The following is a 17,063-nucleotide window of genomic DNA, read 5'->3' as shown; positions in this document are numbered from 1 at the left end:
GTGCGGGAACTGTGAGCTTCGTCCACCTCCACACCCACTCCGAATACTCCCTCCTCGACGGCGCCAACCGTATCCGTGATCTGGTGCGGCGCGCGGGCGAGCTCGAGATGCCCGCGCTCGCTCTGACCGACCACGGCTGCCTGTTCGGCGCCTGGACCTTCCAGAAGGAAGCGCGCAAAGCAGGGATCAAGCCGATCATCGGCATGGAGGCGTACGTGGCGCCGGGAGATCGGCGCGAACGCGGACGCTCGGGACAGGGTGAGCGCGCCTACTACCACCTGGTGCTGCTGGCGCGAGACATCACGGGGTATCGCAACCTGGTCAAGCTCAGCTCGCTCGGATACACGCAAGGGTTCTACCACCGTCCCCGCGTGGACCGGGAGATCCTGGAAGCACACTCTGAGGGGCTGATCGTCAGCTCCGCCTGCATGGCCGGCGAAGTGGCCCGTCATCTCCTGGCGGACGACTACGAGGGCGCCCGCCAGGCGGCCTCCTGGTACGCGGAGGTCTTCAAGGACCGCTACTACCTCGAGGTACAGGCCCACGAGTCGGAAGGGCAGCTCCTGCTCAACGAGCGCGTGTTCCACCTCGCTGAGGACCTTGGGCTTCCGGTCGTCGCGACCAACGATGCGCACTTCCTCAAGCCCGAGGATCACGACGCGCACGACGTGTTGCTCTGCATCGGACTGGGCAAGGATTTCTCGGACCCCGCTCGCATGCGCTACGACGGGGGCTTGTACTTCAAGTCGGCCGAGGAGATCGGGGGCTTCTTCCCCGGGCGAACGGACGTGTTGGAGAACACGCTCCTCATCGCCGATCAGGTGGACCTCGAGTTCGAGCGAACCTATCACCTGCCCAACTTCCCACTCCCGGAACCCTACTCCGACCCCAACGACTATCTGGTCTTCCTGGCGGAGCAGGGGGCACGTGAGCGCTACGGGGATCCGCTCCCCGACGCGGCCCGGGAGCGCCTGGACTACGAGCTGGGCGTGATCACGCAGACGGGGTACGCCGGGTATTTCCTCATCGTCTGGGACTTCATCGCCTGGGCACGCGAGCAGGGCATCCCCGTCGGGCCCGGTCGTGGCTCGGCCGCGGGTTCGTTGGTGGCCTATGCGCTCGGAATCACCAACCTCGATCCGATCCGGTTCGACCTGCTGTTCGAGCGTTTCCTGAATCCCGAACGTATCTCGATGCCCGACATCGATATCGACTTCTGCTTCGAACGCCGGGGCGAGGTCATCGAGCACGTGCGCGAGAAGTACGGGCGGGATGCCGTCGGCCAGATCATCACGTTCGGGACCATGAAGAGCCGGGCGGTCATCCGCGACGTGGGTCGCACGCTGGGCTTCGAGCCCTCCGAGACCGACCGGATCGCCAAGCTCATCCCCAACGCGCCGGGGCAGAGCTTCACCGTCGAAGAGGCCGTCAAGAACCTGAAGGAGGTACGAGACCTCTACACGGCCGACGACCGCCACCGGAAGCTGTTCGACTACTCGATGACGCTGGAGGGCCTTTCCCGCCACGCGTCGGTCCACGCCGCCGGTGTCGTCATCGCTCCCGGGCCGCTGGACGAGTACGTGCCGGTGTGCATCCAGAGCCGGGGCGGGCGTAGCAATGGGGACAACGGGGACGAGGCGCCCGACGTCGTGACGCAGTACGACATGAACTGCCTCGAAGACGCCGGGATGCTCAAGATGGACTTCCTGGGCCTGAAGACCCTGACCGTCATTTCCGACGCGGTGACGATGGTCAAGGAACGGCACGGGGCCCTCGTCCACCCGGTCAGTGGCGACGTGTACGAGTCGATGGACGACGTTCCGCTGGACGATGCCGCTGTGTATAAGATGCTGTCCCACGGCGGGACCCAGGGAGTGTTCCAGTTCGAGTCGTCGCTGGCTACGGACAAGCTGCGCGCCATGCGCTGCGACCGCTTCGAAGACCTGGTGGCCACGAACGCGCTGATCCGGCCGGGACCGCTCGATTCCGGCATGGCCGACGTCTACGTGCGCCGCAAGCTCGGTCAGGAGCCGGTGCGCTACCCGCATCCGGACCTGGAAAAGACGCTCGAGCCCACCTATGGCGTGATCGTCTACCAGGAACAGGTGATGCGAATCGCCAACGTGCTGGCTGGCTTCTCGTTGGCCGAAGCCGACGTGCTCCGCAAGGCGGTGGGCAAGAAGATCCAGGAGTTGATCGAGAAGGAGCTGGGGAAGTTCGTCGAGCGTGCAGTCGAGCGTGGCGTGAACAAGCGGGTGGCGGAGGACCTGGCCCAGCAGATCGAGACGTTCGGTCGCTATGGCTTCAACAAGAGCCACGCGGCCGCCTATTCGCTGATCTCCTACCAGACGGCCTGGCTCAAGGCACACTATCCGTCCGAGTTCATGGCCGCGCTGCTCTCTTCGGTACTGGACAAGACGGACGACGTGGTCGCCTACATCGGTGAGTGTCGTAGTCTGCCGAAGAGCGTCGAGCGCCTCGAAGAGCCGGTCGAGGTGCTGGCTCCCGATGTGAACCAGTCCCGCTGGAAGTTCACGGTGGTCGACCCCCACCGCATCCGCTTCGGCCTGGGAGCGGTGAAGGGCGTCGGCTCGGCCGCCGTGGACTCGATCCTGCGCGCCCGCAGAGACGGCCCCTTCAAGAGTCTCTTCGACTTCCTGGAACGCGTGGAGCTCAGGGCCTTGGGCAAGCGCGCCACCGAAGCGCTCATCGCGGCGGGGGCATTGGACGACTTCGGGCACCGCGCCCAGCTGTTGGCGGGACTCGACACGGCCTTCGCCGAGGTGCAGGCCCGTCAGGCGGAGGAGGCTGCGGGTCAGGCGTCCCTCTTCGGTGGCGAGACGGCCGTGGCCCGCCACGCGCCTCCCCTCCCCAGGGTGCCGGAATGGACCGAGCCGGACCGTCTGGCACGCGAAAAGGAGGCGCTGGGCTTCTTCATCTCCGGGCATCCGCTGGAGCGCATGCGCGATGTGGTCGAGGCCTTCGGGGCCACCAACAGCACCGCGCTGCGCGAGCGCGTGGGGCAGTCGGTGGAGCTCGCCGGTGTCGTCACCGCCGTGGCCCGCCAGATCTCCAGGCGCGACAACTCCGAGTGGGGGAAGGTCACGATCGAGGATTTCCACGGTTCGGCGACCATCCTGGCCTTCAAGGATGCCTGGGAGCAGAACAAGGCGTTGCTGCAGCAAGACGCACTGGTGCTCATCTCGGGAAAGGTCTCCGGTCGCGAGCGCGACGAGGAGGATCCGCCCGTGTTCCTCGACGGCGTGCAACTCCTGGACGACCTCTCCGATTCCGAGCGGCTGGCCGTCCAGATCGAACTCGAGTTCTCCGACACGTCTTCCCCGGACTTCGAGCGCGTGCGTGAGGTTCTGACCCGACACCCCGGGAAGGCACCCGTCGAGTTCCGCCTCGGGGAGGACAATGGCCGACCGGCTCCGCGACTGCGTTCGCGCTCCCTGACCGTGCGCCCCGACCTGGATACCTTGCGAGCGCTCCGCGAGCTGCTGGGCGCCCGGCGGGTCAAGCTGATCAAGCGCTGATCACCGCCCATCGTCACGGCGAGGGACCGATGTTGCAGGCCTGGCTTCGCCACGCCGACCGACGCGTGGTGGTCGAGAGCGCAGAGGAACTCGTGATCCGTCAGGTGCCCGCGCTGCTCCCCGAGTATGCCGAGGTCGCCACGCCGCCCGGGAGCGCGGACGTTCGCCTGCGGGTCGATGCCGTGGGGGGCGGATTCGAGGTGCGCAGTCCGACCTGGGAACGCCCCTGCTCTCTGGACGACCTCCCCGCCACGCTCGAGTACGCGTTGGCCTGCGCCCTGGTCGAGTCGGATCCGCACCCGGCCCGACTCCACGGGGCCGGCGTGGCGGGGAAGGACGGCGGCCTCCTGCTGGTAGGAGCGTCGGGGGTCGGCAAGTCCACGCTGGCGCTGCGGCTGAGCGCTGCCGGGTTGCCGCTCCTCTCCGACGACCAGCTCTTCGTCGGGGAGGACGGTCGCGTCTCCGGACTCCGTCGCTACCTCAAAGTAGACCGCGAATCCGCCCGCGAGTTCGGGCTCGATCTGGGTAAGACGCCGTTCTGGTCCGCGGACGCCGCCGAGGTATGGATCGATCCCGCCGGCTGGGGGGGCTGGGCCCGGCAACCGACGCGGGTGCGTCGGGTCGTGTTCCTGGAGCCCGACCCCGGCGGGAAGGCCATCCTCGAGCCCCTCGGCCCGCCCGCCGCGCTGGAGCGACTGCTGCACGCGCGCTCGGGGCCTTCCCGTGCCGGCGCCCTGGCCGCACTGGCCAACCTGCTGGAAGGTGCCGTTCCAGCTCTGCTGCGCGCAGGGAGCGCAGCCGCCGCCTTCCTCACGCTGCGCGCGTGGCTGGACTCCAGCGCGGGGGACGCGTCGGGTGCAGCAATGGGGTGACGGAGGGCCCGGCAGCCCCCATCTTGGCGCCATGTCGTCGCCTTCCCATCCCGCAGCGGAGCCGGATGCCCGTCCGCGGGGCCGCTCCGATGTGGTCTTCCGCCCCCTAAAGGACGAGTGGGTCATCCTGGATCCGACCACGGACCGGGTGCACGTGCTCAACCTCGCGGCGGCCATGGTATGGCTCTGCTGCGACGGCACGCGCACCCGCGACGCCATCGCTCGGGCGATCTGGGAGGACTTCGACGGTCGACCTTCGCTCGAGGGCATACGCGCCGACGTGGACGCCGCGCTGGCGAACCTGGACGCCCAGGGACTCCTGCGATGAGCGTCGGCTACTATCACAGTCTGCTCGCGGACGAAGCCCGCATCCGGGCCTTCCAGGTTGCGCTCACAGAGCGGGTGCACCCGGGCGACCGGGTTCTGGAGATCGGCACGGGGCTCGGCACCTTCGCGCTCTTCGCCGTCCGGGCGGGCGCGAGCCGGGTGTGGGCCGTCGACACCGAGGCCATCGTACACGTCGCTGAGGCCGTAGCGGCGCACAATGGGCTTGCCGGTTCGATCCAGTGGCTGCGCGGCCGTGTGCCGGACGTCACCCTACCGGAGCCGGTGGACCTCCTGGTGTTCGAGGACTTCTCCACCCGGCTGCTGGACTGCGACACCTGGCGTATGCTGGCACGGGCCCAGGCACGCTACCTGGCCCCCGAGGGACAGATGGTCCCCGATCGAGCCGAGTTGTTTCTCGCTCCGGTGTCGTCCGCGCGGTTGTGGGAGTCTCTCCTGCCTCTGCGCCGCGACCGTTTCGAGGCCTACGGCATCGACTGGGCCCCCACCCTTTCCTACGCTGAGAACACGCCGCACGCGGTGTCGCTGACTCCCGAGGAGCTGGCCGCCCCACCGGTGCGGATCGCGTCCCCCTCCCTGCTTCCGGTGCCCTCGGCCGCGGCGCTGGGGGGCACGGCCACCTGGGCGTTCGAGGCTCCCTGTTCGGTGCACGGTCTGGCGCTCTGGTTCGAGCTGGAGGTCGCGGCCGGGCACCGGGTCAGCAACCGCCCGGGACCGGCCTGTGGTCCCTGGGGCCAGGTCTTCCTCCCGTTCGCCGAGCCGTTGGCGGTTGCGGCGGGGAGTCCGTGCATCGCGTCCGTGGCTCCCCAGCCCCTGAGAGACGGCGCCCCTGGATGGCTGCATTGGGAGGCACGGAGCGGCGCGGTGTGCCGCAGCGGCCACGAATTCGCTTCGGAGCCGGCAGCGCTCGATGATATCTTCCCGGAGGAGGAGACACCGTGAGCGACCCATCCGATCGCCGGGAATTCCTGCGCAGGATCGCCAAGACCAGCGCATACGCGGCCCCCATCATCCGCACGCTGGCCGCGCCTACCCACGCGTCCGCCCAGGTCTCCCCCAAGATGATGGGGATGGGGATGATGACCATGTTCTTCAAGGGAAACATGTTCATGAAGGGCATGCCGTTCATGTTTCCGTTCCGTGCCTCTCCACCTCCGACGCCCTCTCCCCCAGCGCCGTGGAGTCCCGATGTGCCGAACGACGACTGACCGCTTCCGAGGGGCCCTGTCGATCGCCGCCCTCCCGGTGGGGCTGATCGCGGGGATGGGCACCGGGCCGCTGACGGCCCAGACGGTGGGCCCTGAGCACGGCTCGCTCGTCATCGTCGGTGGGGGCCTGACCGACCCCGCCATCTGGCAGCGATTCGTGGAGCTGGCCGGGGGCCCGCAGTCCCACATCGTGGTGATTCCAACGGCGGGCGGGGAGGACGACTACGACCAGTACTATCCCGGGCTGGACCCGCTACGCGCCGCCGGCGCCAACGACCTGACGGTCCTGCACACCTACGACCGGAGCGAAGCGGACCAGGAGACGTTCGTGGAGCCCCTGAGGCGAGCCACCGGTGTCTGGTTCCCGGGCGGACGCCAGTGGCGCCTGGCCGACGCCTATCTCGGCACCCGGGTCCAGGAGGAGCTGGAACGCCTCCTGCAGCGGGGCGGCGTGATCGGTGGCTCTTCCGCAGGCGCCACCATCCAGGGCTCCTACCTGGTACGCGGCGACACCGAGAGCAACGAGATCATGATGGGGGACCACGAGGTGGGCTTCGGCTTCCTGCGGAACGCGGGGATCGACCAGCACCTCCTGCGCCGCAACCGGCACTTCGATCTGATCGAGGTGATCCGCGCCAAGCCCGAGCTCCTGGGGATCGGCATCGACGAGAACACCGCCATTGTCGTCCAGGGAGACGAATTCGAGGTCATGGGACGCGGGTACGTCGCCATCTACGATCGGCAGAGTCAGATCGACACGGGTGGAGAGTTCTATTTCCTGGCGCCCGGGGACCACTTCGATCTGGCCGCTCGACTGGCCGCGCGTCCCGCGGTGCGCAATCAACCTCTGCCGCGCATCGAGAAGAAGCCTTGGCCTTCAGGGGCTCCACGGTGAGGCGCTCCCCACTTCTACAGGTCGGTTGCGCCGCCCTGCTCGCCGCGGGCTGCGGCCGGGACCGTGGCGAGGCAACGCCTGACACGATGGTCGAAGAGGCGATGGTCACAGCCGTCCCCAACTGCCAACGGCGTGTCGAAGCCAAAGGGTCCAGCCTCGAGATCATCGCCGTACTGGAGGATGATGAAGCCTGCGAAGACGGCACCTTGACCCTGCGCGTGCAATGGACGGCCGGACGTCGTGAGACCCTGGAGGTCGAGGGCATGGGCTATCCCAGCGACCTCTGGGTGGTGGACCTGAGTGAGAACGGGAGCGAGGACATCGTCGTGGGCCACGAAGACGGCAGCGGTTCGCCCCCGCGGATCCGGGCCTTCGAGTCCACCGGGACCGCCCTCAGGAAGTTCCGCCTCTCCGAGCTCGGGAGGGAGGATCTCTTCGACTACGCGGGTGGCGGGAACTTCTACACGCGGGGCGGGCGGCTCTTCTTTGCCTACCCGCTCCAGGGGGGCGGAAGCCGCACGCTGATCTACGCCGAGCGGGGCGGGACCTGGTCCGAGATCGACCCTCTGACCTTCGAGACCGACCGGCCGCGCACCCGAGTGCCGGAGATCCCCTAGGGGACGCGCCGCCCGAGTCGGCGTGCCGCGCCGAGCGGCGCGCTGTTCGAGGAAGTGAGGCGACGAGTCGGCCGGGCCTCAGGGCACGCCTGACATCCGGTCCAGGAACGCCCGCTCGTCGGACGAGAGGCTGCCCACTCCCTCGCTCTCGGCCCGGTCCAGGAGCTGCTCCACCTCGTCCCGGTTCAAGGCGTGCAGCTGGCTGCGGTCGATGGCCCGCCAACGAACCAACGCGTCCCGCTCCCGCGAGCCAGGCGTCTGGAAGCGCGACCCGTGGTTGACCGGATCCGGCCGAAAGGCCTTCACCCGCGCCTTGCGCCGCTGCTCCGCGAACCAGAGGTACAGGAAGCCGGTGGCCAGCCCACCCAGATGCGCGAAGTGCGCCGTACCGTCCCGCACACCGGATACCCCGCTCCAGAGACTCACGAAAACGAAGAAGCTGGCCAGCATCCAAGCCTGTACCGGCAACACGCCCCAGATGTAGATCAATTCCCGGGGCCAGAAGTACGCGAAGCCCAGAAGGACGCCGTACACCGCCGCCGAGGCGCCGATCACCGCCGCCCGTGGCTCGAGGAAGGAGAACAGCGCGCCACCCAACCCGGCCAGGAAATACAGCCACAGAAAGCTTCGGCTCCCCAGTCGCAGCTCCAACCGAGGTCCGAAGAAGAACAGGCCGATCATGTTGAACAGCAGGTGCCACCCGTTCGCGTGCACGAACATGTACGTGAACAGGGTCCACGGCGTGGACGCGAAGGCAAGCGGCTGGAAGGCCAGGACGAGGCGGAGCTGGGGAGCGGCCTGGGTGGCGAAGAAGACCACCACGTTGGCGACCAGGAGTCGCATCACCCAGGGCGTCATGCCGATCAAAGCGCTCGGTCCTCCTTGAAGAACGGCGGGCGGCCGGAGCGACCCCGGTTCCGCCCTGTCCCTACCCCTGGCCGGGACGGGAAGGTTTCAACATAGCGATTCCTTGACGAGGGCCCCACCCGGGGCGACCGTCCGACCATACCCGGCCCACCGAGGTCGCCACGAGGGAAACGCTGGCGATCGGGGCCGCTTGCCAGGTCGCGACGTGCCCTCCCCGCACCCGACGCCTATGAGTCGCCAGACCGCATTTCTTCTCGTGTGCACCGCCTCGCTGTGCCTTGCCGTCCCAGCGGCCGCCCAGGAGCCGGCCGAGCACTGCACGGCGACCCACGACTACCGGCGCATCTACGCGTTCCAGGACTACCAGTACTTCAAGCCACCGATTGCGGACGTGCGATCGCCGAAATTCTCGGCGCGCGCCTACCGGGACGAGGCCCTGCCCTTCACCTCGAGCACCGCCGATGGGGACCATCGGTTCTTCGACGTCTCGCTCGGCGAACATTTCCCCGTGCTGGGCGCCAACTTCTACCGAGACCCGCCCGAGAACTGCATGGAGGTGCGGGGCCTGGCCCTGGCACTGGAGGCGTCGGCGCACACGCTGATCGATCTCGACACGCGCTCTTCGGATGTGGTCAACACCGATTTCAGGGTCGGCGCGGCCCTGGTCATCCGACCGCTGACGCACTGGTCGCTCCTGTGGCGTTTCTTCCACGAGAGCACCCACCTCGGGGACGAGTTCACCTTGGGAGCCGTGGTCGACTCCACCTTCATCCGCTACAACGTCAGCTACGAGGCCCACGAAGCCCTCCTGGCCTATGACCGCTACTCCCCGGATCAGGTGACCTCCATCGTCCCGGTCTACGGCCGGATCTATGGTGGGGGGCGGCGCTATGTGCAGGGATTCGCGAAGGACTGGGACGGGACCTTCCCAGCCTTCGAGCCGGACAAGCCCCCGCTGCGATTGGCAAGCCTTTGGGAGGCGCAAGGCGGCCTCGAGGTATTCTGGCGGCTTTTCCCCGACGACGACCATCCGGCGCGCGTCCGCGACTCCTTCCTCGACCACATGGTCAAGCCGCAGCTCCTCTACCTGGCCGGGGACGTGGCCAACCGGTCGCGCTACGCCACCACCGCGCCCGTCCGCACGCCCTGGGTGCACCTGGCGGCCGGCTTGGTGTACGGAGATTTTTTCCAGGCTGAGCGATCCGTGCGGTGGACCCTGGACTTCTACGATGGACCCCAGCCTCACGGGCAGTTCCGGTCTGGCGACATCCGTTACTGGGCGGTCTCCTTCGCCATCGACTTCTGAGAGGGCCGGGACGCGTAACAACGGACCGCCCGCGGGCGTCGACCGGTAGGCTCCCAGGCGCCCTGACCTTCCACCACCCCTACCCGACGACATGACCGACGACCTCGAACGACTCCGCTACCCGGTCGGAAAGTTCGCGCCCCGCGCGCTGGACGCTTCCGCCGAACGCTCCCTGATCGATGCGCTCGCCGCTCAGCCGGCGGCCGTGGCCTCCGCGGTGACCGGACTCGACGAGCAACAGCTCGACACTCCCTATCGCCCAGGGGGATGGACGGTGCGGCAGGTGGTGCATCACCTACCGGACAGTCACCTGAACGCCTATGTGCGCATGAAGAAGGCCGTGACGGAAGACACGCCGCTGATCAGCACGTACGAGGAGGCGCGCTGGGCCGAGTTGCCCGACAGCCAGCTCCCCATCGACGTGTCGCTACGCCTGCTGGCGGTTCTGCACGAGCGGTGGATCGCCTTCCTGCGCGGACTGGCCCCGGAGCAGCTGAGCCGCACGTTCCGACATCCGGAGTGGAACGAGATCTCGGTGCGCGTCACGCTGCAGCTCTACGAATGGCACGGTCGACACCACATCGCGCACATCACTGCCCTCCGTGAGCGGGAGGGGTGGTGAGCCACTCGAAGCACCTGTTCACCCCGTCCCCCTTCCTTGGAGCACGACCCTCGATGCGCGCCCTCTCCTCGATCGCCTGCGCCCTGTGTTTGCTTCCCTCCGGCCTGGCGGCCCAGGTCCCGCCTGCCGCCCAGCAGATCACGGCGGCCCTGCTGGCGGCGCCCGAGGAGAAGCGGGACGCGGCCACCGTGCTCGGGTTCGACCGCTCCGGGGCGCTCGTCACGCTACGACAGGGCAGCGGAGACCTGGTCTGCCTGGCCGACACGCCCGGAGACGACACCTTCAGCGTGGCCTGCTACCATGAATCGCTCGAGCCCTACATGGCCCGGGGCCGCGCACTGCGCGAAGCCGGGACCACGGACGGAAACGAGATCAACCGCGTTCGTTGGTCGGAGGCCGATGCGGGTCGGCTCTCCATGCCGGACAAGCCGGCGTCCCTCTACGTCCTGAGCGGTGGCGCCTTCGACGTGGCGACCGGCACTGCGCCCGGTGCGTCGCTGCGTTGGAACATCTACGTGCCTTGGGCCACTGCGGAATCGACCGGCCTGTCCGATCGTCCCGTGGCGGGCGGCCCCTGGCTCATGTTCGGAGGCACGCCGGGTGCGCACATCATGATCGTGCCGGTTCGATGACCCGTGCGTTTCGCACGGGACTGATCGTTTCGCTGTTCGTGCTGCCCGCCTCCCTCCGCGGGCAGAGCGCAGAAAGCACGGAAGACGTGATCCGCGTGTTCCTGGACTGTCAACGCGCATCCTGTCGCGACTTCGATTTCTACCGTGAGCAGGTCGGCTTCGTCACTTGGGTGCGAGATCGCGCGGTGGCCGACGTCCACGTCCTGGTCACGTCGCAGCGGACGGGCGGGCGGGCGGAGCTCATGGAGGTGTCGTTTCTGGGTCAGGGACGCTTTCAGGGCCAGGCGGACACGCTACGCTATACGGCGCTCGAGACGCAGACGGACGTCGAGACACGGGAAGGGTTCACACGTGTATTGGCAGCGGGTCTGGTCCGCTACGCAGCCACCACCTCCATGGTCGCACGACTCCGCATCGGCCTCACCGAATCCCCTTCGCTGGAGCGCCGAGGGCTGGTGCGGCCCCAGGACGATCCCTGGAACTTCTGGGTGTTCACGACCGGTGCCAACGGCTCCTTCTCGGGCGAGTCGTCGGTCCGGTCGTATTCCGCCCGCGGCAGCTTCATCGGTAGACGATTGACTGACGAGTGGAAGATTGTCACTGGCTTGTTCGGCAACTACCAGGAGAGCCGCTTCGATGTCGACAGCACCGAAGTGCTCAGCTTCACGCGCTCCTACAGTGCCGAAGTTTCGGCCGTGCGCTCGCTGAGCACGCATTGGTCCGCCGGAGCCCAGGCGTCCGCTGCCCATGACAGCCGCCGCAATCAGGACCTCACGCTGCGACTGGCTCCGGCGGTCGAGTACAACGTCTATCCGTGGCCGGAGTCGACGCGTCGCCAGTTCACCATCGAATACTCCGTGGGTCTGGACCGCTTCGACTATTCCGAGGTCACGTTGTTCGACAAGACCGAGGAGTTTCTGGTCGATCATGCGCTGGTGGCGGTGTTGGAACAGCGCGAGCCGTGGGGGTCCGCCAACGCGTCGCTCGGAGCCTTTCAGTTCCTCAGCGAACCCGGCAAGTACTCCATCGCGGCGCGCGGCAACCTCAACTTTCGGGTCGTGCGTGGCCTCACCCTGCGGGCCGGAGCATCCTATGAGTGGGTGCGTGACCAGCTGTACCTCCCGCAGCGAGAGGCCACCCCCGAGGAGATCCTGCTGCGGCGACGCGCCCTGGCCACCGACTTCGAGTTCTCGACGTTCGTGGGTGTGGAGTTCACATTCGGGTCCATCTACAACACGGTGGTGAACCCGCGACTACCGTTCCGTCGAGGCGGAGGTGACGCATGATGACTTCGAGGAGACGCCGCCACGTCCCGCTCCGCGCCGAGTTGCTTCTGCTGACCCTTGCCGCCTGTGGCGGTGAAGGCCCGGCGCCCGCGATTGAGCGCGTCGAGTCGGCCCCCCTCCCGGTGCAAGCGATCGCGACGGGCGGAGCCGCTGGCTTGCAGGACGCCATCGACACCGCCCGCACACCCGTGCGGCTGGTCTTGTCGGCCGGAGACTACCATCTGGAGGGCGGAGCGGTCCTGCACGGAGACGGGATCGTGCTCACGGGAGCCGGAGCTGACTCCACCGTTCTCGAGGGCGGCGTCACGGTCCGCCAATGCCTCGGGTGTCGAATCGAGCACCTGACGGTGCGCGGCGCCCCCTCCGCCCAGGAGGTCGTGCGGGTGGAGAGTGGGGTCGTCGAGCTCGACGACGTGCGCCTCCAGGCGGGCCCAGGCACCGAGACGGGGATCGCCGTGACCGGCGGTTCTCTGACCGCCGACGGGATCCTTCTGGACGCCATCCCGACCGGCGTCCTCGTGGAGGCCGCCGGTCGCGCTGGTGTTCGTCATAGCATCTTCGACGGCGGAGTCACCGGTGTCGAGGCAGCCACGGGCGCCGACGTAGTCGTCGTGGACAACCTCTTCCTCGTGTCCGGGTGTGCCATCGAGGGCGCGGACACGGTTCGGACGCTCAACGCCTTCCTGGGCAACCTGATCTCCGCCAGCGGCAGCGGAGCCGGCTGCCCCGAGCTGGATACGCTACGGGTCGACGACCCTGCTGCCGTACCCGTGCTGCTGGAGCTGGCCCGCTATCCGGCGCTGCGCGGCTCGCTGCCCCGACCCTAGGGAAGCTCTGCACACGTAGGGCACCCTCGCATTCGGAGCTGGCTCAGGGCGCGCGCGCGATACACTCGATCTCCACGCGGGCACCAAGCGCCAGCCCGCTGCCCGCCATGGCGGAGCGCGCCGGCGGATCGGAGGGAAAGAACTCGAGGTAGGCCTCGTTCATCGCAGGGTAGTCCGCGATGTCGGCAAGGAACACCGTACATTTGACGATGTCTTCCATCGTGGCACCGGCGGCAGCCAGCACGGCCCGGATGTTCTCCAGGGTCTGCCGCGTCTCGGCACCGACGCCCCCGTCCACGACCTTCAGCTCGCCTCCCGCCGTGCCGATCTGTCCGGACAGGAACAGCAGCTCGCCGACGCGCACCGCCGGAGAGAACACCGGCAGCCGAGCCACGCCTGGAACCTGGATGATCTCCTTTTCGGCGCGGGGGGGCGTGCGCGTGGCGCCGGGCACCTCCTCCCGCCTCTCCACGGTGCAGGCCCCCAGCAACACCACGCACGCAGCGAGCAATGCACCCGCGTTCTTCATCGGTCGGCTCCCGGTCGCCGGTAGCGGATCTCCCCTCCCACGATCGTCAGATCCACCTTTGCGTGGGGGATGTCTTCCTCGGGGAGGGTCATGAGGTCGCCGGAGAGCACGGTCAGATCCGCGAGCTTCCCCGGGGTGATCGTTCCTTTGCGGTCCTCAGCGAACTCAGCGAAGGCGTTGTTGATGGTGTAGGACCGCAGCGCTTCCATGCGCGTCATCTTCTGGTCGGGATAGAAGCGTTGTCCTTCGCCGGTCATGCGCGACACGCTCGAATAGAAGTTGGCAACCGGATCGATGCGTTCTACCGGAACATCGGTGCCGTTGGTCACGACCACACCAGCGTCGATGAGCGAGCGCCAGAGATAGGCGCCGGTGCGTGAGCGCCACTCCCCGAGTCGTCTGGGGATCCAGGGACCGTCCGAAGTGGCGTGCACGCCCTGCATGGAAGCGATCACGCCAAGGTCCGCGAAGCGCCGCACGTCGTCCGGGTGCAGGTGTTGCGCGTGCTCGATGCGCCAGCGCAGGTCGGTGGCGGTCGGGTTTCGCGCGAAGACGTCCTCGTAGATGTCGAGGACTTCCCGATTGGCACGGTCCCCGATGGCGTGGGTGTTGACCTGGAAGCCGTTCTGGATGGCGATCTCCGCCGTGCGCCGGATCTCCTCGACGTCCTCCAGCACCAGCCCCGTCGACGAGGGAAGGTCTTCGTAGGGCTCCAACAGCCAGGCACCGTGCGAGCCGAGGGCGCCGTCGATCTGCCGCTTGATGGCCCGTACCGTCAGGTGCCCGTTCCCTTCCGGCAGGACGCGGTACTCGGCGAGGTGGGCGGCCATGTCTTCGTTGGACTCGCGCCGGACCATCACGTACAGGCGGACGGGCAGCGTGCCTTCCCGGTCCATTCGTCGAAACGCTTCGATCTCCGCGAAGCTGGATCCAGCGTCGTGGAACGAGGTGACGCCGTGGGCCAGCGCTTCCTCCCCGGCCAACCGTACGCGCTCCGCGAAGTCACGGGCGCGCTCGTCGTCACTGCGGCCCGACTCCGCTCGCGCCTGCGCGCCACTCACCAGCCTCTGCGCGGTTTCACGCAGCAGTCCCGTCGCCTCGCCCGCCGCATCCCGCACAATGGTGCCTCCCGCGGGATCCGCCGTAGTCGCATCGATGCCCGCGGCCTCCAGCGCCCGTGCGTTGACGAACGCGGCGTGGCCACTGGCATGTCCGAGCAGTACGGGGTTGTCGGGGCTGACCGCGCTCAATGCCGTGTGAAGCGGAACACCATCCACGTTGGGCGTCGGCACCGACGTCCACTTCTCTTGATGCCAGCCACGTCCGTTGATCCATTCCCCAGGAGCGGCGCGTTCGGCCGCGGCCGCCACCATCGCCACGATCTCGTCCCAGCTGGTCGCGCTGGTGAGGTCGAGGATCATCCGGGAGCGGCCCAGCGACAGGAAATGACCGTGGCCCTCGATGAAGCCGGGGATCATGAGTCGCCCCTGGAGATCGACGACCTCGGTGCCGTCCCCGACGTAGGCCGCCATTTCCTCGTTGGAGCCCACGTCCAGGATCGTGTGTCCGGAGACCGCCACGGCCTGCACCTCGGGCCGCTCGTCATCCGCGGTCACCACATGCCCGTTGGTCAGGACCAGGTCCGCCGTGCGCCCCGTAGGCGCGCAGGACCCGGCCAGCGCCAGGCTGAGCGCCAGGGTCCCCAGGCCCGCCAGCACGCCAGCCACGCGGGTCCGCCAGGCTCCTGCTTCCACGTTCGCCACCTCCGCTGGAAGGGGGTCGCAAGGTGGGACCCGCATGGCCGAGGCGCCAGGCGGGGGCGGTACGGCCATTGCCCCGAGCTGCGCACCGGCCCGCGAGTCCGGGGTGGGTTGCGTCAGCACGACAACGACAGCCCCCCCCCGTCTCGAGGCGCCCATCCACGCTCAGCAGGAGGTTTCATCACGTGAGCGGGACGTACCAAAAGCCAGTTCTCAAGGAGCTGGGGGATTTCCGGAACCTGACGTTGTCGGGCGCCGGAGTGCTGTCGGACGGCTGTACCGTCACGGGTGCGTATGACCCGGTTACCGGTACAGGCTTGCCTGTCTGCGGCCAGGGCGGGGGGCGCTCCTAGCGTCCGCCGTGGGCTCGGGGGATGCAGGTTCCCCCGGGCCCGACCCGCGGGCCCGGCATTGTTTCCCACGGGAGGGACGGTCCTGTACGGGCCCCAGAACCATGCCACCCCGAACGTGCGCGACATGGCTTCCCTGCCACAGCGTCAGCCATCCAGGGTTGTGCGCGCCTGCGTCCTCCGTCAATGATGCCGGGAACGGCCCCGGCAGAACGGAGACGACCATGCGGCGCAGAACCTTTCTCACTTCGACCACCGCTCTCGGTCTGGGAGCTGCGCTTCCGACCACACCCTATGCGCACGAACGGAAAGCGCCCGAGGTGCTCGTGCGTCGCGCGGTGGATCCGATCGTCATCGCGGATTCCAGCGGCTACAAGTTCAAGAACGGAGGGCCGCGTAACGCCGTGGAAGAGGCGTTCCTCCGCATCGAGCGGGGAGAAGACGTTCTCGACGCCCTGATCGCCGGGGTCAACATCCCAGAACTCGATCCCGAGGAAACGGGAATCGGCTACGGCGGCCTTCCCAACGAGTTGGGCGTGGTCCAACTGGACGCCTCCTGCATGCACGGGCCGCGCAGACAAGCGGGAGGCGTGGCCGCGCTGGAGGGCATCCGCACGCCGTCCAAGGTGGCCAAGGCCGTCATGGAGCTGACCGACCACCACCTTCTCGTGGGCCGGGGCGCGCAGGAGTTCGCGCGCAAGCTCGGCTTCACCGTCGAGGAGGACCTGAACACCGAGCGATCCCGGGCACTGTGGTTGGAGTGGAAGCGCCGGGTGGATCCCGAGCACTATCCCGATCCGGAATCGCGCAGGCGGGTGGGCTACGAGGCGGGTCTCGACATGGTGCGCGAGGGACTCCTGGACGGCGATTCGTTCTGGGGCACGATCAACTGCAACGGCCTGGGCCCGGACGGCTCCCTGTGCGGCGTCACCACGACCAGCGGCCTCGCGTGGAAGATCCCCGGACGAGTCGGCGATTCACCGATTCTGGGAGCGGGGCTCTACGTCGCCGACGGCGTGGGGGCCGCCGGGTCCACCGGGCGCGGGGAGGCCAACCTCTACAACCTCTCGTCCTTCCTCATCGTCGAGCAGCTCCGACAGGGGATGCACCCGAAGGACGCTGGCATGTTCGCGTTGAGGCGGATCCAGGAAAACACCGTGGAGAGTCGGTTGCTCAACGATCGCGGCCTGCCCGCCTTCGACATCCGCTTCTTCGTGATCGATGCACAGGGGCGGCACGCAGGTGTCGCCCTGTATGGCAGCGGGGAGAGCACCTACGCGCTGTGCACCGCGCACGGATCGGAGGCACCCCGGCTGGAAGGGCTGTTGGAAGGGTCCCCGCTGGACCGGTGAGAGGCGGGAGGCGCGTTCCGGCGGCCGTAGGCGAGCACGGCCGCCGGACCCGCGCG

At 68.0% G+C, this 17,063-nt stretch carries 16 protein-coding genes; 13 read left to right on the top strand and 3 right to left on the bottom strand.

The window, feature by feature from the left end:
* Positions 1 to 11: 11 nt before the first annotated feature.
* The 7 genes from dnaE to R3E10_11160 all read left to right on the top strand — a co-directional run bounded on the left by dnaE (position 12) and on the right by R3E10_11160 (position 7,476).
* Entirely contained in the window at positions 12 to 3,539 is a 3,528-nt protein-coding gene (dnaE, locus tag R3E10_11190) for a DNA polymerase III subunit alpha (GenBank protein MEZ4416299.1), read from the top strand.
* A gap of 29 nt (positions 3,540 to 3,568) precedes the next feature.
* Complete coding sequence (locus R3E10_11185; GenBank protein MEZ4416298.1) at positions 3,569 to 4,411, top strand: hypothetical protein; 843 nt, start codon at positions 3,569 to 3,571, stop codon at positions 4,409 to 4,411.
* A gap of 31 nt (positions 4,412 to 4,442) precedes the next feature.
* Positions 4,443 to 4,739, top strand: coding sequence for a PqqD family protein (locus R3E10_11180; GenBank protein ID MEZ4416297.1), 297 nt, complete (start codon positions 4,443 to 4,445; stop codon positions 4,737 to 4,739).
* Complete coding sequence (locus R3E10_11175; protein MEZ4416296.1) at positions 4,736 to 5,698, top strand: class I SAM-dependent methyltransferase; 963 nt, start codon at positions 4,736 to 4,738, stop codon at positions 5,696 to 5,698. Before R3E10_11180 ends, R3E10_11175 begins: the two co-directional genes overlap by 4 nt.
* Positions 5,695 to 5,964: a hypothetical protein gene (locus tag R3E10_11170; GenBank protein ID MEZ4416295.1), complete on the top strand. Its 270-nt coding sequence runs from the start codon at positions 5,695 to 5,697 to the stop codon at positions 5,962 to 5,964. Before R3E10_11175 ends, R3E10_11170 begins: the two co-directional genes overlap by 4 nt.
* Positions 5,945 to 6,859, top strand: coding sequence for a cyanophycinase (locus tag R3E10_11165; protein MEZ4416294.1), 915 nt, complete (start codon positions 5,945 to 5,947; stop codon positions 6,857 to 6,859). The genes R3E10_11170 and R3E10_11165 overlap by 20 nt, the downstream gene beginning before the upstream one ends.
* Positions 6,860 to 6,960: 101 nt before the next feature.
* Positions 6,961 to 7,476 carry a hypothetical protein gene (locus R3E10_11160; GenBank protein MEZ4416293.1) on the top strand — a complete coding sequence of 172 codons (516 nt, stop codon included), beginning with the start codon at positions 6,961 to 6,963 and terminating at the stop codon, positions 7,474 to 7,476.
* A gap of 78 nt (positions 7,477 to 7,554) precedes the next feature.
* On the opposite strand, the gene R3E10_11155 is transcribed toward R3E10_11160, so the two are convergent.
* Positions 7,555 to 8,334, bottom strand: a complete 780-nt coding sequence (locus R3E10_11155; protein ID MEZ4416292.1) for a rhomboid family intramembrane serine protease — start codon at positions 8,332 to 8,334, stop codon at positions 7,555 to 7,557.
* A 238-nt stretch (positions 8,335 to 8,572) separates the two neighbouring features.
* Here R3E10_11155 and R3E10_11150 point away from each other — a divergent pair, with 238 nt between their 5' ends.
* The 5 genes from R3E10_11150 (at position 8,573) to R3E10_11130 (ending at position 13,016) form a co-directional block, all read left to right on the top strand.
* The gene (locus tag R3E10_11150; protein MEZ4416291.1) at positions 8,573 to 9,649 is read left to right on the top strand and encodes a DUF1207 domain-containing protein; all 1,077 of its coding nucleotides are present in this window, start codon (positions 8,573 to 8,575) and stop codon (positions 9,647 to 9,649) included.
* A gap of 91 nt (positions 9,650 to 9,740) precedes the next feature.
* Positions 9,741 to 10,271, top strand: a complete 531-nt coding sequence (locus tag R3E10_11145; protein MEZ4416290.1) for a putative metal-dependent hydrolase — start codon at positions 9,741 to 9,743, stop codon at positions 10,269 to 10,271.
* 53 nt (positions 10,272 to 10,324) lie between these two features.
* Positions 10,325 to 10,903 carry a hypothetical protein gene (locus tag R3E10_11140; protein ID MEZ4416289.1) on the top strand — a complete coding sequence of 193 codons (579 nt, stop codon included), beginning with the start codon at positions 10,325 to 10,327 and terminating at the stop codon, positions 10,901 to 10,903.
* Positions 10,900 to 12,189 (top strand): hypothetical protein, encoded by a 1,290-nt coding sequence (locus R3E10_11135; protein ID MEZ4416288.1) that lies wholly within the window; start codon positions 10,900 to 10,902, stop codon positions 12,187 to 12,189. The genes R3E10_11140 and R3E10_11135 overlap by 4 nt, the downstream gene beginning before the upstream one ends.
* Positions 12,186 to 13,016 (top strand): hypothetical protein, encoded by an 831-nt coding sequence (locus R3E10_11130; protein ID MEZ4416287.1) that lies wholly within the window; start codon positions 12,186 to 12,188, stop codon positions 13,014 to 13,016. The genes R3E10_11135 and R3E10_11130 overlap by 4 nt, the downstream gene beginning before the upstream one ends.
* Before the next feature lie 43 nt (positions 13,017 to 13,059).
* On the opposite strand, the gene R3E10_11125 is transcribed toward R3E10_11130, so the two are convergent.
* The gene (locus tag R3E10_11125) at positions 13,060 to 13,545 is read right to left on the bottom strand and encodes a RidA family protein (protein ID MEZ4416286.1); all 486 of its coding nucleotides are present in this window, start codon (positions 13,543 to 13,545) and stop codon (positions 13,060 to 13,062) included.
* Positions 13,542 to 15,299, bottom strand: a complete 1,758-nt coding sequence (locus tag R3E10_11120) for an amidohydrolase (GenBank protein ID MEZ4416285.1) — start codon at positions 15,297 to 15,299, stop codon at positions 13,542 to 13,544. Before R3E10_11120 ends, R3E10_11125 begins: the two co-directional genes overlap by 4 nt.
* Before the next feature lie 580 nt (positions 15,300 to 15,879).
* Here R3E10_11120 and R3E10_11115 point away from each other — a divergent pair.
* Positions 15,880 to 17,007 carry a N(4)-(beta-N-acetylglucosaminyl)-L-asparaginase gene (locus R3E10_11115; GenBank protein ID MEZ4416284.1) on the top strand — a complete coding sequence of 376 codons (1,128 nt, stop codon included), beginning with the start codon at positions 15,880 to 15,882 and terminating at the stop codon, positions 17,005 to 17,007.
* Positions 17,008 to 17,063 lie beyond the last annotated feature (56 nt).

The organism is Gemmatimonadota bacterium, assembly GCA_041390105.1.
Lineage (GTDB): Bacteria > Gemmatimonadota > Gemmatimonadetes > Longimicrobiales > Gaopeijiaceae > JAGQIF01.
The sequence above is the reverse complement of the archived record's forward strand: the minus strand, read 5'-3'. Positions and strand labels throughout refer to the sequence as shown.

Coding starts and splice junctions, on each gene's coding strand:
- R3E10_11185 (MEZ4416298.1), top strand. CDS start 3,569: ATGTTGCAGGCCTGGCTTCGCCACGCCGACCGACGCGTGGTGGTCGAG.
- R3E10_11180 (MEZ4416297.1), top strand. CDS start 4,443: ATGTCGTCGCCTTCCCATCCCGCAGCGGAGCCGGATGCCCGTCCGCGG.
- R3E10_11175 (MEZ4416296.1), top strand. CDS start 4,736: ATGAGCGTCGGCTACTATCACAGTCTGCTCGCGGACGAAGCCCGCATC.
- R3E10_11165 (MEZ4416294.1), top strand. CDS start 5,945: ATGTGCCGAACGACGACTGACCGCTTCCGAGGGGCCCTGTCGATCGCC.
- R3E10_11160 (MEZ4416293.1), top strand. CDS start 6,961: ATGGTCACAGCCGTCCCCAACTGCCAACGGCGTGTCGAAGCCAAAGGG.
- R3E10_11155 (MEZ4416292.1), bottom strand. CDS start 8,334: ATGACGCCCTGGGTGATGCGACTCCTGGTCGCCAACGTGGTGGTCTTC.
- R3E10_11150 (MEZ4416291.1), top strand. CDS start 8,573: ATGAGTCGCCAGACCGCATTTCTTCTCGTGTGCACCGCCTCGCTGTGC.
- R3E10_11145 (MEZ4416290.1), top strand. CDS start 9,741: ATGACCGACGACCTCGAACGACTCCGCTACCCGGTCGGAAAGTTCGCG.
- R3E10_11140 (MEZ4416289.1), top strand. CDS start 10,325: ATGCGCGCCCTCTCCTCGATCGCCTGCGCCCTGTGTTTGCTTCCCTCC.
- R3E10_11135 (MEZ4416288.1), top strand. CDS start 10,900: ATGACCCGTGCGTTTCGCACGGGACTGATCGTTTCGCTGTTCGTGCTG.
- R3E10_11130 (MEZ4416287.1), top strand. CDS start 12,186: ATGATGACTTCGAGGAGACGCCGCCACGTCCCGCTCCGCGCCGAGTTG.
- R3E10_11125 (MEZ4416286.1), bottom strand. CDS start 13,545: ATGAAGAACGCGGGTGCATTGCTCGCTGCGTGCGTGGTGTTGCTGGGG.
- R3E10_11115 (MEZ4416284.1), top strand. CDS start 15,880: ATGCGGCGCAGAACCTTTCTCACTTCGACCACCGCTCTCGGTCTGGGA.